Annotated in this window: 14 protein-coding genes; 10 read left to right on the top strand and 4 right to left on the bottom strand. The window is 70.7% G+C overall.

Annotation, left to right across the window (positions count from 1 at the left end; genetic code table 11):
• The first annotated feature begins 98 nt into the window (after window positions 1-98).
• A complete protein-coding gene (locus tag AC1DWC_RS07595) occupies window positions 99-785 on the top strand; it encodes a YceI family protein (RefSeq protein ID WP_477906844.1) in 687 nt (228 codons plus the stop codon).
• A 30-nt stretch (window positions 786-815) separates the two neighbouring features.
• Here the strand turns inward: AC1DWC_RS07595 and AC1DWC_RS07590 are convergent, their stop codons facing one another.
• Entirely contained in the window at window positions 816-1,715 is a 900-nt protein-coding gene (locus AC1DWC_RS07590) for a sterol desaturase family protein (RefSeq protein ID WP_477906842.1), read from the bottom strand.
• Window positions 1,716-1,912: 197 nt separating this feature from the next.
• On the opposite strand from AC1DWC_RS07590, the gene AC1DWC_RS07585 reads away from it, so the two are divergent.
• The 5 genes from AC1DWC_RS07585 to AC1DWC_RS07565 are packed head-to-tail and all read left to right on the top strand — an operon-like array spanning window position 1,913 to window position 5,748.
• Window positions 1,913-2,218 carry a hypothetical protein gene (locus tag AC1DWC_RS07585; RefSeq protein ID WP_477906840.1) on the top strand — a complete coding sequence of 102 codons (306 nt, stop codon included), beginning with the start codon at window positions 1,913-1,915 and terminating at the stop codon, window positions 2,216-2,218.
• Window positions 2,218-4,053 carry an alpha/beta hydrolase gene (locus AC1DWC_RS07580; RefSeq protein WP_477906838.1) on the top strand — a complete coding sequence of 612 codons (1,836 nt, stop codon included), beginning with the start codon at window positions 2,218-2,220 and terminating at the stop codon, window positions 4,051-4,053. The genes AC1DWC_RS07585 and AC1DWC_RS07580 overlap by 1 nt, the downstream gene beginning before the upstream one ends.
• A gap of 36 nt (window positions 4,054-4,089) precedes the next feature.
• Window positions 4,090-4,698 carry an LppA family lipoprotein gene (locus tag AC1DWC_RS07575; protein ID WP_477906836.1) on the top strand — a complete coding sequence of 203 codons (609 nt, stop codon included), beginning with the start codon at window positions 4,090-4,092 and terminating at the stop codon, window positions 4,696-4,698.
• Window positions 4,699-5,118: a YbaB/EbfC family nucleoid-associated protein gene (locus tag AC1DWC_RS07570; protein ID WP_477906834.1), complete on the top strand. Its 420-nt coding sequence runs from the start codon at window positions 4,699-4,701 to the stop codon at window positions 5,116-5,118. It abuts the gene before it with no gap.
• 60 nt (window positions 5,119-5,178) lie between these two features.
• Entirely contained in the window at window positions 5,179-5,748 is a 570-nt protein-coding gene (locus tag AC1DWC_RS07565; RefSeq protein ID WP_477906832.1) for a hypothetical protein, read from the top strand.
• Here AC1DWC_RS07565 and AC1DWC_RS07560 read toward each other — a convergent pair.
• The gene (locus AC1DWC_RS07560; protein WP_477906830.1) at window positions 5,642-7,807 is read right to left on the bottom strand and encodes an MMPL family transporter; all 2,166 of its coding nucleotides are present in this window, start codon (window positions 7,805-7,807) and stop codon (window positions 5,642-5,644) included. The genes AC1DWC_RS07565 and AC1DWC_RS07560 overlap by 107 nt on opposite strands.
• A 135-nt stretch (window positions 7,808-7,942) precedes the next feature.
• On the opposite strand from AC1DWC_RS07560, the gene AC1DWC_RS07555 reads away from it, so the two are divergent.
• Window positions 7,943-8,545, top strand: a complete 603-nt coding sequence (locus tag AC1DWC_RS07555) for a TetR/AcrR family transcriptional regulator (RefSeq protein ID WP_477906828.1) — start codon at window positions 7,943-7,945, stop codon at window positions 8,543-8,545.
• Here AC1DWC_RS07555 and AC1DWC_RS07550 read toward each other — a convergent pair.
• Both AC1DWC_RS07550 and AC1DWC_RS07545 read right to left on the bottom strand, forming a co-directional pair.
• Complete coding sequence (locus tag AC1DWC_RS07550) at window positions 8,535-9,653, bottom strand: LLM class flavin-dependent oxidoreductase (RefSeq protein WP_477906826.1); 1,119 nt, start codon at window positions 9,651-9,653, stop codon at window positions 8,535-8,537. The two genes, AC1DWC_RS07555 and AC1DWC_RS07550, sit on opposite strands and share 11 nt — an antisense overlap.
• A 102-nt stretch (window positions 9,654-9,755) precedes the next feature.
• Window positions 9,756-9,830 carry a putative leader peptide gene (locus AC1DWC_RS07545; RefSeq protein ID WP_477841171.1) on the bottom strand — a complete coding sequence of 25 codons (75 nt, stop codon included), beginning with the start codon at window positions 9,828-9,830 and terminating at the stop codon, window positions 9,756-9,758.
• A 104-nt stretch (window positions 9,831-9,934) separates the two neighbouring features.
• Here AC1DWC_RS07545 and AC1DWC_RS07540 point away from each other — a divergent pair, with 104 nt between their 5' ends.
• From AC1DWC_RS07540 to AC1DWC_RS07530, 3 genes are all read left to right on the top strand, one after another.
• The gene (locus AC1DWC_RS07540) at window positions 9,935-10,390 is read left to right on the top strand and encodes an RrF2 family transcriptional regulator (protein ID WP_072844627.1); all 456 of its coding nucleotides are present in this window, start codon (window positions 9,935-9,937) and stop codon (window positions 10,388-10,390) included.
• 82 nt (window positions 10,391-10,472) lie between these two features.
• Window positions 10,473-12,206 carry an ABC transporter ATP-binding protein gene (locus AC1DWC_RS07535; RefSeq protein WP_477906823.1) on the top strand — a complete coding sequence of 578 codons (1,734 nt, stop codon included), beginning with the start codon at window positions 10,473-10,475 and terminating at the stop codon, window positions 12,204-12,206.
• Between the two features lie 395 nt (window positions 12,207-12,601).
• On the top strand, window positions 12,602-14,497 hold the full coding sequence (locus AC1DWC_RS07530; protein WP_477907146.1) for an ABC transporter ATP-binding protein: 1,896 nt from the start codon (window positions 12,602-12,604) through the stop codon (window positions 14,495-14,497).
• Window position 14,498 lies beyond the last annotated feature (1 nt).

Here is a 14,498-nt window from a genome sequence, read left to right as displayed (position 1 = left end):
TCCTGACCACCGGATTTAGCACCGACCGGTTTCCGGTCGGGGCTCACTTGCATTCGGCGGCAATGCCGCCCCGCGAGGCGGCCACTATCGTGTGGCAGATGAAGAAGTCGTGGTGGATCGCCGGGGGCATCGCGCTGGTCGCGGTGCTCGCGTTCCTCGCCGGACCGTGGGTGTACGGGACCTGGATCGCCGAGGACGACGACCCCGCCGCCGCGGTCTCCACCTCGGCCGCGCAGGCCGCCGTCGGCGACCTCGCCGGGCAGTGGCGGGTGGACGCCGGTGCCGCGCCGAACGCCACGGCCGCCGGCTACACCGTGCACGAGGTGCTCAACGGCGCGAGCGTCACCGTGGTCGGATCCACCGACCAGGTCGACGGCGGCGCCACCGTCGACGGCCAGACGCTCGCCGCAGCCGACGTGACCGTGCAGGTCAAGGGCATCACCACCGACAACCCGCGACGCGACGGGCAGTTCGTCGGCAACGTGATGTCCGCCGGCGCCTACCCGACCGCGACGTTCACCCTCGACGCCCCGGTGGACCTGTCGACGGTGCCGCGGGACGGGACCACCGCGACCGTCCCCGCCACCGGCACCCTCGAACTGCGCGGGGTGAAGCGTCCCGTCACCGTCGACATCGAGGTGCTGCACTCGGGGGAGTCGCTGATCGCGTCGGGCAGCGTCCCGGTGACCTGGACCGACTTCGGGGTGCAGCCGCCGTCGTTCGCGTTCGTCACCGTCGACGGGTCCGGGACCGTGGACTTCCTGGTGCACCTCGTCCGCAGCTGAGCGGCGTCCGCACCGTCCCCGTAAGTACAGCTACGGCGTCCACCCGGGCGGACCGAACACGTAGCCCATCCGTTCGCGCCAGGTGCCGGCGGAGCGCACGTCCCGCACGATCGCCGCGTACTCGTGCCCCTGCAGGGTGAGGATGTTGTAGGTGTTCACCGGCTTGGTCAGGCCGTAGGTCGGGCGGTGGGTCTCGGGCTGGAAGGTGCCGAAGAGGCGGTCCCAGAGCACCAGGATCCCGGCGTAGTTCTTGTCGAGGTACTCCGGGTCGCAGCCGTGGTGCACCCGGTGGTGCGACGGTGTGTTGAACACGAACTCGACCGGGCGCGGCAGTCGGTCCACCCGCTCGGTGTGCACGAAGAACTGGTAGACGAGGTTCACGGAGAACCCGACGAACACCATCCACGGCGGAATGCCGATGAGCGGCAACGGGATCCACATCAGGATTTCCCCGCTGTTGTTCCACTTCTGTCGTAGCGCGGTGGCGAAGTTGTAGTACTCGCTCGAGTGGTGTGCCTGGTGGGTGGCCCACACGATCCGGGTTCGGTGCGCGATCCGGTGGTACCAGTAGAACAGCAGGTCGACGCCCACCAGCAGGATCACCCAGGTGTACCAGGCGTCCACCGGCAGGTGCCACGGCGCCAGGTACGCGTAGATCGCCGCGTACCCGACCAGGGCGAGTGCCTTCCACGCGGCGCTGGTCAGGACCGACACCGCGCCCATCGAGATGCTCGCCCGGGAGTCCGCCGGGTCGTAGCCGCCGCGGGGCGGGTGGGTTCGGCCGTCCGCGCCGCGTTCGGGAGCGGCGAGGTACCGCGCGGCCGACCATTCCAGGGCCAGGAACAGCACGAAGAACGGAATGGCGAACGCCACCGGGTCGCGCAGCGGTCTGGGCAGTGAGTTCCAGAACTCGGGGACGATCTCGAGCATGGTTGCAGTGTGCCGCCTCGCCCGGGACCGGGTCCGGAAATCCTCCGAGCCGGGCGTGCACCGGTCGCCGCGACGCACGGGCCGGGCCCCCGGTTCCGCTGTGGGCAAGTGCCTGTGCACGGCCCCTGACGTGGCCTTTGTAGTGATAACGTGCGGATCGTCCGGAACCCGATCCGGACCACCCGGGGGGGATGAGAATGTCTGAGGGAATGGAAGTCGACGTCGCGGCACTGGTCGCGCTGGCGGGGGACCTGGCGGCCGACGCGGCCGAGGTGGCGACGCTCGCTCCGGCGGAGACGGTGACGGCGGCCCGGTCCGCACTGCCGGGATCCGACGTCGCGGCCGCACTCGGCGGGCTGCCCGACGCGGCAGCGGTCGCGTACCGGGCGAGCGCCGACGGGCTCGGCGCGATGTCCCGGGCCGCCGCGCTCGACGCCGCCGCCTACTCCGCCACCGAACACGCGACCGCGACCGGATTCGGGGTTCTCGAGGGCGGCAACTGATGCGCCCGACACTGGCCCAGTTGCGGTCCTGGGACCCGGAGGCGCTGGCAGGGGCCGCGACGCAACTGTCGGTGTGCAACGCCGCGTACGCCGACGGCGTGGCAGCCGGGGCCCGGCGGGTCGCCGGCACCCGTGAGCACTGGACCGGGGTGGCTGCCGTCGCGGCGATCGCCCGCGCGGAACGCGAACGCGCGGCCGCGGACACCACCGCCACGGCTTTGGCCGCCGTCGCGGCGGCACTGCGCGGGGGTGCCGCCGTGCTCGGGCCCGCGCGGACGCTGGCGCTCGGCATCGCCGAGGCGGCCGCCGCCGACCACGGTCTGCACGTCGCCGACGACGGCCGGGTGTGGGCACCGCGGGTACCCCCGCTCGGGCCGTTCGTCGCGGTGGCACTGCTGCAGGCCAGGCTCAACGAGCTGGCGCGGGTTCACGACCTGCGCCTGCGGGGTGCGCTGGACGTGGTTGCCGCCGCCGACGCGACCGCGGCCGACGCGGTGTACCGGGGGTGGGCGGCCCTCTGCGGGGACGCGTCGCGGGTCGGCACCAAGCCGTCCGAGCCGCCGCCGGCACCCCCGGTCGACGGCACCCCGGACGTCAATTCCCGCTACTGGGAACAGCTTTCGGACGAGCAGCGGGCCGCGGTGCTGGCGGAGCATCCGGAGTGGGTCGGCAACCTGGACGGCGTCCCGGCGCACGCCCGTGACCAGGCGAACCGGACGGTGCTGGCCGAGCAGCGCGGCGCCCTCGACGGCCGGATCGAGGAACTGCGGGCCCGGCTGGACACCTCAGGACTCGGCCCGATGAGTCCCGAATCATCGTTGGTGCGCGGGGAGATCGGTGTGGCAGTGCAACGCCTGGCCGAGCTCGACACCGTGGATCGCACGGTCGCGGAACCGGACAGGCAACTGCTGGTGCTGCGTAACGCCGGCGACCACCTGCAGGCCGCCGTCGCGGTCGGCGACGTCGACACCGCCGACCACGTGTCCGTCTTCACCCCGGGCGTGAACTCGAACGTCGGTGACGGTCTGGAGGGATACACCGCCGCGGTCCGCGCACTCAAGGTCGAGACCGAGCGTCAACTCCACTTCGCCGGTCGCGACGACGAGACGGTCGCCGCGATTGCGTGGCTGGACTACCGTGCGCCGCAACTGGATCCGAGCGACCCCGTCGGAACGGTGACGGACGCGATCGGAGATCTCGGCGGCCGGCGGGGCGCGGAGGACGGAGCCGATCGGCTGGCGCCCTTCTACGAGGGTCTGGGTGCCTCGCGCCCCGACGACCCGCACCTGACCGCGCTCGGCCACTCGTACGGGTCCACCACCACGGGACTGGCGCTGCAACACGGCGGGACGGGCGTCGACGACGCGGTGTTCTTCGGCTCGCCGGGAATCGGCACCGACGACATCGGCGACCTGGGTTTGGGGTCGGGTCACGTGTATGTCGCCGAGGCCCACGGCGACCTCGTCGCAGACCTCGCCGCGTTCGGCGACGACCCGAACCGCATGGACGGGGTCACCAACCTGTCCACGGCGGCGGGGACCATCCCGCCGATCGGTGGTATTCCGGGCGAAATACGTTCCGGCTCAGAGGGACACAGTCAGTATCTCGAGGACAAGACCTTCAGCCAGTACAACATCGCCGCGGTCGTCGGCGGAATGCCGGAGCGGATCGTGGAGGGAACCGACGCCGGTCTTGCGGACCGGGTTCCGGGCTCCCCGCTGGGGGACCTCCGGGAGCGGGTCTTCGGTGACGGTTCTGGGCTCGGCGGCCTCTTGGGCCTGCCGGGAGAGATCCCGCTGCCGCTGCCCTCGGGCCTGCTGCGAGGTCCGTTCTGATGTCAGTTCCGTCCTGCGGAGCAACGGTGCGTTCCGATGCGAAAGACGGTGACAGGCATGGCGATCGGCGTGCGTGAGCTGACGAGGCGAAGCGTCGCGGCGGTGGCACTCGTGACGGCGGCAGTGGTGCTGGGGGGATGCATGTCCATCGGTGGCGGCGAGCGGTACAGCGACGAGGAGGCGGCGCGCCGGACCGCGGTTCTGATGGCCCGGCCCTCCCTGGAGGAGATGATCGTGCGGGCGGAGGCGATGGGGCACGAGATCCGGTCCGCGATCTCGTCTGCCGTCCCGGTCGGTCCGTGGCGCCAGTCTCGTCCGCCGTCGTCGGCGGGGAACTGCGACGGCTTCTCCTACACCTACGGCCAGGGGTGGTCGATCGGGTTCTGGGTCATCGACGGCGGCATTCCCGAGGAACTGTGGCCGGGCGCCCTCGCCGCGATGCGTTCGGTCACCGACAGGCACGGCTTCGGCGATCCGATCGTCATCGTGGACCGGCCCGGCGACCACGACCTGCGCATCTACGGCCCGGACGACGCGTACGTCGTGCTCGGCACCCGCACCGACGCATTGCTGGACGTCGTCACCGGGTGCTACCTGCCCGAGGCGAGGCGGGCCGGGCCGGGTTCCGATTCGGGGACGAAGTAGATGACCGTGCACGGTCGGCCGGAGTCGCTGGGCCTCAAGGTGCGGCGGGTGGAACGGGCGGTCGACGCCGTCCGCGGCACCGCCGAGGCCGGTGACGGCGCGGTCCGGGTCACCCTCACCGCGGACGGCCGCCTCGACGGTCTGGTCCTCGACGGTCGGGCGCTCGGGCTGGGGGCGGCGCGGCTCGCGGCGCTGGTCGTCGAGGCGCACGAACGAGCCCGTGCCCAGGCCCGGTGCGCTGCCGAGGAGGTGCTGCGTGAGCTCGCCGACGATCCGCTCGTCGCGCGCGCACTCGACCTCGCGCACCCCGCCGAGTCCGGCGCCGCACCCGAGTCGGCCGCCGCACCCGAGTCCGCCCGCGCTCTCGACGTGCCGTTCGACGGTCGCCGCCTGCTCACCGACCCGCTCGACCGCGGGTAGTTCATCAGATCTTCACCCCCGGTACCTCGCTTGCCGCGCCGCGCACCTCACAATTGTCGAATGAAACGCACCATCATCGCTCTTGCCGCGGGTAGCGCCCTGCTGCTCGCCGGCTGTGGATCCGAGGACACCTCGGCCGCTTCCGACTCCGCCGCACCCGCCACCACCTGCCCCGCCGACGCCGGCAACGACGACCCCACCGCCACCGTGATCGCGAAGACCGCGACCCTGCCGGCCGGGGTCACCGTGGACGGTGCCGTCACCAAGCTCAACAGCGGCAAGGACCCGGTCGACGTCGACGTCACCGTCCGCCTGTGCGCGGAGGGGCTCGAAGGGGATCAGCTCAAGGACGCGGCCTCGGCCATCGCCACCCCCGTCATCGGTTCGCTGCTCGGCAGCTCGCTCGGCACGTTGACCGTGCAGGTCGTCGGCGGCGACTCGGTCACCAGCGCCGACTTCAAGGCGCAGAACTGGGACCCCGCGGCCGCCGCGGAGGCCCAGCGCCCGGAGCGCTGTCAGGCCCTCAGACCGCTGCGGGTTCCGCGTCCTCGTCCGGGCGCCGCTCACGCTCCGGGGCGACCGCGTCGCCATGGCCCGGCCACCACGCCCGGTGACCGAGCAGGGCGGTGATCGACGGCACCAGGAACATCGACATCACGAACGACGAGAGCAGGATGCCCAGGGCGACGGCGAAGCCCATCTCGGTCATCAGGGCGATCCCGGACAGCAGCATCGACCCGAAGGTGCCCGCCAGGATGATGCCGGCGGCACCGACCGACGGCCCGCCGTGCTCGATCCCCAGACGCGCCGCCTCCCGCGGGTCGCGGCCCTCCCGCGCTTCCTCCCGCAGCCTGGCGATCATCAGGATGTTGTAGTCCGTGCCGATCGCCACCACGAACAGGTACAGCATGATCGGCAGCGAGAACGAGATGCCCGGCCGATCGCCGACCACGCTGAACAGGAACGCGGTCGCGCCCATGGTGGAGAAGAACACCAGCACCACCGACGCCATCAGGTAGATCGGCGCGACCAGCGACCGCAGCAGCAGGCCGAGGATCAGCGCGATCAGGATGCCTGCGACCGGGAAGATCACCGACAGGTCGCGGTTGTTGGCGTCCCGGATGTCGGTGAACGCGGCGGTGGGGCCGCCGACGAGCACCTCGGTGCCCTCCGAGGCGGCGGCGTGCGCGGCGTCGCGCAGCGGGCCGATCGCGTCGAGCGCCTCGTTGGACTGCGGGCTGTAGTCGAGCAGCAGGTTGATCTGCGCGGTGCTGCCGTCCTTGGAGATCAGGCCGAGGCCGCCCTCCGGGCTCGCCGGCATGGCGCCGCCGATGCCGGGGGAGGAGGCCAGTTCCTGCGCCACCCGCTCCACCTCGGCCGGGTCCAGCTGGGACCCGTCGGTGGCGTGCAGGTACACCAGCGTCGGGTTCAGGGCGCCGGCCGGGAAGCCCGACTGCAGGTCCTTGATGCCGCGCGCCGACTCCGTGGTCGACGGCAACTGGCCCAGCTGGTCGTAGTCCGTCTTGAAGCCGAACATGCCCAGCGCCAGCACCACCAGCAGCCCGCCGGAGACCAGCGCGACGACGCCGGGACGACGCCCGGTGAACGCGCCGAGCCGGGCGAACACCGTGCCCTTCGGCTCCTGCTGCCAGGACTTCGACGGCCAGAACACCTTGGTCCCGATCAGCGACACGATGGCCGGGATCAGGGTCAGCGAGGCCAGCGCCATGATGCCGACGCCGATGGCCAGGCCGGGGCCGAGGCTGCGGAATGCGCCGAAGACCGCGAGCAGCAGGGCGCAGAACGCGACGATGATGGCACCGGCCGCGGAGGCGATGACCTCGCCGACCCGCTCGACCGCATGGATCAGTGCGGCGGTCTTCTCCTCGCCGGCCCGCAGCCGTTCCCGGAAGCGGAACAGCAGGAAGAGGATGTAGTCGGTGCCGACACCGAACAGCACGACGGTGAGGATGATCTGCAGCGACTGGTCGACCTGCAGGCCGGTTCCCTTGGCGACGAGCGCGATGATGCCGGGCGCGATGGACGAGACGATGCCGACCGAGACGATCGGCAGCATGGCCGCGACGGGGCTGCGGTAGATGACCAGCAGCAGGCCGATGATCAACAGCACCGTGACGAGGCCGATGATCGCCTCCGCGTTCTTGAAGGCCTCCTCGTTGTCGACCATCAGCGCGGCGTCGCCGGTGACCGACATCCGCAGCCCGCTGCCGTCCAGGGTGCCGCCGATCTCGCGGATCTCCTTGACCGCTTCACCGACCGGCTTCTCGTCGGGCATGCCCTGCAGGCCGACGCTCACCAGCTGGACCTGTCGGTTCTCGGCGAGCGCCTGCGGCCCGGTCTGGGCGCCGACGACCCGCTCGATGCCGGTCGAGTTGACGGTCGCGGCGAGGCTCTCGACCTTGGCCTGGTCCTCGGTGGTGAGCGGCTGCCCGTCCTCGCGCATGATCACGATGGTCGCGGTCGCGTCCTCGGTCTTCGCGAACTGTTCCTCGGCGAGGTGCTGTGCCTCGATGGACTCGTAGGTGTCCGGCAGGAAGCCCGACTGCTCCTTGTTGAGCACGTCGCCCAGCGTGGGCGCGAAGGCGACCACCGCGACGGCGGCGACGATCCACGCCGCAATGATCTTCCATGGGTTGTTTACGACGAACCGAGCTAGTTTTCCGAACATGTGCCCCTCCACACCCGTTCTCGAATCTGCCTACCGTGCGGTAGGTAGACTAGTGCGGCGGGAGTCCCGCGACAACAGGAAAAGTTCGGGTCGGGTGTCGACGGCAGGTCGGCAGAGGTGTGGAGGTGGACGGCGGTGGGTACTCGGGACACCCGGTCGGCCATCCGCGAGGCGGCGTTGCGCCAGTTCCTCGCGAAGGGCGTCGAGCAGACCAGCCTGCGCGAGGTGGCCGACGAGGTCGGCATCACCAAGGCCTCGCTGTACTACCACTACGAATCCAAGGCGGACCTGCTCGCGGCGGTCGTCGCGCCGGTGCTGTTCGTGATGCGCGACGTCGCCGACGGCCTGGCCGACGCACCCCGCGACGAGGACGACGTCCGAGACCTGTTGCGCCGCTACCTCGTCGGCCTGCTGAACCACCGGTCGGAGGGATCGCTGTTCGTGCGGGACGCGGCCGCGATGTCGACGGCGCTCCAGTCGATGCTGCCGGAGCTGATGGACCTCAGCAATCGCATCCACGTGTGGCTGGCCGGCCCGGACGCCACCGCGGAGGCCACCATCCGGGCCGTCGCCGCGGTCCAGGTCCTCGGTACCGCGTTGGCGCCGGACACCCAGGTGCCCGGCACCACGGACGAGGAACTCGAACGCGTCCTGCTCGACGCGGCGATGAACGTGCTGCGCCCGGGCACGATCGGCACCACCAGGTGGTCGCCGGTCGGGCCCGGTTCTACGCGCTGACCAGCGCGCGTTCGTCCGCGAGCAGACCGCGCCGGGCCAGGAGGGGGCGCACGCCCTCCCCGAACCAGTAGGCCTCCTCCAGGTGCGGGTAGCCGGACAGCACGAACTCGTCGAGGCCCAGCGCGTGGTACTCCTCGATGCGGTCCGCGACCTCGGCGTGGCTGCCCACCAGGGCGGTGCCTGCGCCGCCGCGCACCAGTCCGACGCCGGCCCACAGGTTCGGCGCGATCTCCAGCGAGTCGGTGCGGCCGCCGTGCAGGGCGGCCATTCGGCGTTGCCCCTCGGACTCGGACCGCGCGAAGCGGGCGCTGGCGTCGGCGATCGCTCCGGGGTCCAGTCCGGCGAGCATCTTGTCGGCCACCGCCCACGCCTCCCTCGCGGTGTCGCGGGTGATCACGTGCAGCCGGATGCCGAATCGGACTGTGCGCCCGGCCCGTTCGGCGTGTTCGCGGACTGCGGCGATCTTCGCGGAGACCTGCGCGGGCGGCTCGCCCCAGGTGAGGTAGACGTCCGCGTGCCTCCCAGCGACGGGCAGCGCGGCGGGCGACGAACCGCCGAAGTAGATGGGCGGCACCGGGTTCGGCGGCGCGGAGGTCGTGGCCCCGACCAACTTGTAGTGTTCGCCGTCGAAGTCGAAGGGCGCCTCGCCCCACGTTCCGCGCAGCGCCTGCAGGAATTCACCGGTGCGGGCGTACCGCTGGTCCTTGGTCAGCCAGTCGCCGTAGCTCTGTTGCTCGGTCGAGTCCCCGCCGGTCACCACGTTGAGCAGCAGGCGCCCACCCGAAAGTCGTTGGTAGCTCGCGGCCATCTGCGCGGCCAGCGTGGGCGAGATGACGCCGGGACGGAACGCGACCAGGAACTTCAGTCGCCGCGTCAGCGGGATCAGCGCCGCGGTGGTCAGCCAGGCGTCCTCGCAGTGGGTGCCCGTGGGGGTGAGGACACCGGTGAAGCCGGCCCGTTCGGCGGCCTGGGCCACCTGTGCCAGGTACTCGAGGGTGGGCGCGCGGTCACCGGCGGTCCGGGGGTCCGCGGTGGACGAGTTCGAGTTGTCGACGATGCCGCGGCCGTCGCCGGCGGTGGGCAGGAACCAGTGCAGGTCGATGCTCATGGGTGTCTCCGAAGTGTGTCGGGTGAGGCTGGGAGGGCGGCTTGCCGCGGCCGGCGCTGCCGACGGACGGACCGGGCAGGCGGCGTGGGGAGGGGAGGTCGGCTACCGACACAGGGTGCTGGAAACCCGCAGCAGGTCGACGTGGCGTCGCACCGTGAGCAGGGGGTTTCCGGACATGCGTTCAGGTTCCATCGGTCGCCGGGCGGTGTCAAGACTTCCTTTCCCCGCATCGGTGGTAGGAATTGGTCGCCGAGGTAGCCGGCAGCGAGGGGAGGGTCGGGGTGCACATCACCGCGAAGGTGGACTACGCCGTGCGGGCTCTGGTCGAACTGGCCGCCGCGGGCGACGCGCCGGTCAAGGCGGACGAGTTGGCGCGCTCGCAGACCGTCCCGCACAAGTTCCTCGAGTCGGTGCTCGGCGAGCTGCGCCGGGCCGGGATGGTGCAGAGCAGGCGGGGCCGCGACGGTGGCTACTGGTTGGCCCGGCCCGCCGCGGAGATCGCGGTCGCCGACGTGATCCGCGCGATGGAGGGTCCGCTCGCCTCGGTGCGAGGTCAGCGCCCCGAGGAGGTCCACTACGACGGCCCCGCGGCGCCGTTGCTCGACGTGTGGATCGCCGTCCGGGTGAACCTGCGTGCCGTCCTCGAAGGGGTCTCGGTGGCGGACATCGCGACCGGCGCACTGCCCGGTTTCATCGCCGAACTCAACGCCGACCCGCAGGCGTGGCGCCGCCGCTGACCTGGGCTGGCCGGACCCGACCTCAGCCCGTGTGGCACGACCTACGACGTCGAAAAGTACCTGGTTGGTAGCCTCGGACACTATGTTGTACTCCCTGTTGCGCACTCACCTGCGCCCGTACCGGGGCGATCTGGCGGGTGTGATTGCGCTCCAGTTCATCTCCACCATGGCGTCGCTCTACCTGCCCAGTCTCAACGCCGACATCATCGACAAGGGAGTCACCAAAGGCGACACCGGTGTGGTCCTCTCCACCGGCGGCATCATGCTGCTCGTCACCTGCCTGCAGATCGCGTGCAGCATCGGGGCGGTCTACTTCGGCGCCCGCGCCGCGATGGGTCTCGGCCGCGACCTGCGTGGCGCCGTCATGCACAAGGTCTCGGAATTCTCGGCCCGGGAGGTGGGCTTCTTCGGGGCGCCGTCCCTGATCACCCGCAACACCAACGACGTGCAGCAGGTCCAGATGGTGGTGGTGATCAGCTGCACGATCCTGGTCGCGGCGCCGATCATGTGCATCGGCGGCATCATCATGTCGATCCGGGTCTCGCAGGGGCTGGCGTGGGTGCTCGCGGTGGCGGTGCCGCTGCTGGCCCTGTGCATGGGCCTGGTGATCCGGAAGATGGTGCCCCAGTTCCGGGTCATGCAGGTCCGGATCGACGCGATCAACCGGGTGCTGCGCGAGCAGATCACCGGCATCCGGGTGGTGCGGGCGTTCGTGCGCGAGCCGGAGGAGATCCAGCGCTTCGAGGACGCCAACGAGGCCCTGGTCAGCACCGCATTGCGGGTCGGCCGGCTGATGGCCTTCATGCTGCCGGTGGTGATGCTCATCGCGAACGTCACCAGTGTCACGGTGCTGTGGTTCGGCGGCCACCTGATCGACGAGGGAACCATGGAGATCGGCGCCCTCACCGCGGTGCTGTCCTACATCATGCAGATCCTGATGGCCGTGACGATGGTGACGGTGATGACGGTGCTGCTGCCCCGCGCCTCCGTCTGCGCCGAACGCATCTCCGAGGTGCTCGACACCGAGCCCTCCGTGCGGGCGCCGTCCTGGGTGCTGCCCGGCTGGCAGGCGCGGGGCATCGTCGAGATGCGCAACGCGTCGTTCTCGTTCCCCGGCGCCGAGGCCCCGGTGCTGCGGAACATAAGCTTCCTCGCCGAACCCGGCATGACCACCGCGATCATCGGCGGCACCGGCTCCGGAAAGTCGACGCTCCTCAACCTCATCCCCCGCCTGATCGACGCCACCGACGGGCAGGTGCGGGTCGGTGCCGCCGACGTCCGCACCATCGAGCCGGACCAGCTGCGGGCCTCGATCGGCCTGGTGCCGCAGAAACCCTTCCTGTTCTCCGGCACCGTGGCCACCAACCTGCGCTACGGCGACCCGGACGCCACCGACGCCCAGTTGTGGCGAGCGTTGGAGATCGCGCAGGCCGACGACTTCGTGCGGGCCATGCCCGAGGGTCTCGACACGGCCGTCGCCCAGGGCGGCACCACGGTCTCCGGCGGGCAGCGTCAGCGCCTCGCCATCGCCCGGGCGTTGGTGCGTCAACCCGAGATCTACCTGTTCGACGACTCCTTCTCGGCCCTCGACCTCAGCACGGACGCCCGGCTGCGGGCGGCGCTGCGGCCGGTCACCCGGGACGCCTGCGTGATCATCGTCGCGCAGCGGGTCTCCACCATCATCGACGCCGACCAGATCCTCGTCCTCGACGACGGGGCCATCGTCGGTGCCGGCACCCACACCCAGTTGCTCGAAACCTGCGAGACCTACGCGGAGATCGTGTCCTCGCAGTTCGCGGCCCAGGAGGCCTCATGACCACCGGCGGCGACGACTCGACCGGACGCGGTGGCGGCTGGTTCTACCCGGGCAGCACCGACTGGTTCACCATCCGCAGGGACTACGACGATGCGGTGACGGCCCAGATCCCCCGCTACACCGAGACCCCGCCCGCGTCGGGTCCCGCGCCTGTCCGGGGCACGCCGCCCACCCCGGCCGTCCCGGGCACCCCGGCCGTCCCGGGCACGCCGCCCACCCCGGGCACGCCGCCTGCCGCGAGCACGCCACCCAACCCGGCCATCCAGGGCGGGCCGCCCGCAGACGACGCGCCGACCGAGGTGTTTCCCGCGGTGAGCGCGTCGGGCCCGCCGCCCCCGCCGGACCCGCCGGCCGCGCCGCCCACGGAGCCGCCCGCGCAGTCTCCGCGCGGACCGATGGGTATGGCGACCGGTCCGTCGGCCAAGGCCATGAACTTCCTGCCGTCCGCGAAGCGACTGCTGCGCCGGCTGGCGCCGCACCGGTTCGCGGTGGCGGTGGTGATCGCCATGGCCACGGCGAGCGTGGTGCTCAGCGTGATCGGTCCGAAGATCCTCGGGCAGGCGACCAACATCATCTTCGACGGCATCGTCGGCAGGCAGCTGCCCGCCGGCCTGACCAAGGACCAGGCGGTCGAGGGCCTGCGTGCGCAGGGCCAGGACACCTTCGCGGACATGGTGTCCTCGATGAACGTGGTGCCCGGGACCGGGATCGACTTCACCGCGATGGGTCGGGTGCTGGCGCTGGTCCTCGGGCTCTACGTGCTGTCCTCGCTCTTCGCCTGGGTGCAGGCGTACCTGCTGAACATCATCGTGCAGGGCACCATCAAGAGCCTGCGCGCCGAGGTCGAGGACAAGATCCACCGGCTTCCGCTGCGCTACTTCGACACCAACCCGCGCGGTGACCTGCTCAGCCGCGTCACCAACGACATCGACAACGTGGCGCAGACCCTGAACCAGGTGATCAGCCAGATGCTCATGTCGCTGCTGTCGGTGATCGGCATCCTCGCGATGATGCTGTGGATCTCGCCGCTGCTGGCCCTGGTCGCCGTCCTCACCGTGCCGCTCTCGTTGCTGGTCACCACCCAGATCGCCAAGCGGTCGCAGAAGCACTTCGTGGCGCAGTGGAAGACGACCGGCGCCCTCAACGCGCAGATCGAGGAGACGTTCACCGGCCACGAGTTGGTCAAGGTGTTCGGCCGTCAGCGCGAGGTGCAGGCCGACTTCGACGAGAAGAACCAGGAGCTGTACAAGTCCGCGTTCGGCGCCCAGTTCATCTCCGGTCTGGTGATGCCCGCGATCATGTTCCTGGGCAATCTCAACTACGTGGCGGTCGCGGTGATCGGCGGCATGAAGGTGGCGTCCGGCTCGATGAGCCTCGGCGACGTGCAGGCGTTCATCCAGTACTCGCGCCAGTTCACCCAGCCGCTGACCCAGATCGCGAGCATGGCCAACCTGATGCAGTCCGGTGTGGCGTCCGCCGAGCGGGTGTTCGCCCTGCTCGACGAGGAGGAGCAGAGCGCCGACCCGAAGCCCGCCCGGAGTCCGGCGGTCGCCCGCGGGCACGTCGAGTTCCAGAAGGTGTCCTTCCGCTACACGGAGGAGCAGCCGCTCATCGAGGGGCTCTCGCTCACCGCGCAGCCCGGCCACATGGTCGCGATCGTCGGCCCCACCGGCGCGGGGAAGACCACGCTGGTGAACCTGATCATGCGGTTCTACGAGGTGGACTCCGGCCGGATCCTGTTGGACGGCACCGACATCGCGCAGATGACCCGGGACGACCTGCGCTCCCGGGTCGGCATGGTGCTGCAGGACACCTGGCTCTTCGGCGGCACCATCCGCGAGAACATCGCCTACGGACGGCCCGGCGCGACCGACGCGCAGATCGCCGAGGCGGCCCGGCTCAGCCACGTGGACAAGTTCGTGCACACACTGCCCGACGGCTACGACACGGTCATCGACGCGGAGGGCAACAACGTCAGCGCCGGCGAGAAGCAGCTGATCACGATCGCCCGGGCATTCATCGCGCAGCCGTCGATCCTGATCCTCGACGAGGCCACCAGTTCGGTGGACACCCGTACCGAGCTGCTGGTCCAGCACGCCACCGCGGCGCTGCGCAGCGACCGCACCAGCTTCGTCATCGCGCACCGGCTCTCGACGATCCGGGACGCGCACCTGATCGTGGTGATGGAGGACGGGCACATCGTCGAGCAGGGCACCCACGAGGTTTTGCTGGCTCGCCGCGGCGCGTACTTCGACCTCTACAACAGCCAGTTCGTCGGCGCCGCCGGGTGAG

It is taken from the genome of Rhodococcus sp. P4_C10, from assembly GCF_056402135.1.
The sequence above is the reverse complement of the archived record's forward strand: the minus strand, read 5'-3'. Positions and strand labels throughout refer to the sequence as shown.

What these genes read in the sequence shown, in the direction of transcription:
- AC1DWC_RS07575 (WP_477906836.1), top strand. Translation starts at nt 4,090, where the DNA reads ATGCGAAAGACGGTGACAGGCATGGCGATCGGCGTGCGTGAGCTGACG.
- AC1DWC_RS07535 (WP_477906823.1), top strand. Translation starts at nt 10,473, where the DNA reads ATGTTGTACTCCCTGTTGCGCACTCACCTGCGCCCGTACCGGGGCGAT.
- AC1DWC_RS07580 (WP_477906838.1), top strand. Translation starts at nt 2,218, where the DNA reads ATGCGCCCGACACTGGCCCAGTTGCGGTCCTGGGACCCGGAGGCGCTG.
- AC1DWC_RS07570 (WP_477906834.1), top strand. Translation starts at nt 4,699, where the DNA reads ATGACCGTGCACGGTCGGCCGGAGTCGCTGGGCCTCAAGGTGCGGCGG.
- AC1DWC_RS07565 (WP_477906832.1), top strand. Translation starts at nt 5,179, where the DNA reads ATGAAACGCACCATCATCGCTCTTGCCGCGGGTAGCGCCCTGCTGCTC.
- AC1DWC_RS07590 (WP_477906842.1), bottom strand. Translation starts at nt 1,715, where the DNA reads ATGCTCGAGATCGTCCCCGAGTTCTGGAACTCACTGCCCAGACCGCTG.
- AC1DWC_RS07550 (WP_477906826.1), bottom strand. Translation starts at nt 9,653, where the DNA reads ATGAGCATCGACCTGCACTGGTTCCTGCCCACCGCCGGCGACGGCCGC.
- AC1DWC_RS07560 (WP_477906830.1), bottom strand. Translation starts at nt 7,807, where the DNA reads ATGTTCGGAAAACTAGCTCGGTTCGTCGTAAACAACCCATGGAAGATC.
- AC1DWC_RS07585 (WP_477906840.1), top strand. Translation starts at nt 1,913, where the DNA reads ATGTCTGAGGGAATGGAAGTCGACGTCGCGGCACTGGTCGCGCTGGCG.
- AC1DWC_RS07595 (WP_477906844.1), top strand. Translation starts at nt 99, where the DNA reads ATGAAGAAGTCGTGGTGGATCGCCGGGGGCATCGCGCTGGTCGCGGTG.
- AC1DWC_RS07530 (WP_477907146.1), top strand. Translation starts at nt 12,602, where the DNA reads ATGGGTATGGCGACCGGTCCGTCGGCCAAGGCCATGAACTTCCTGCCG.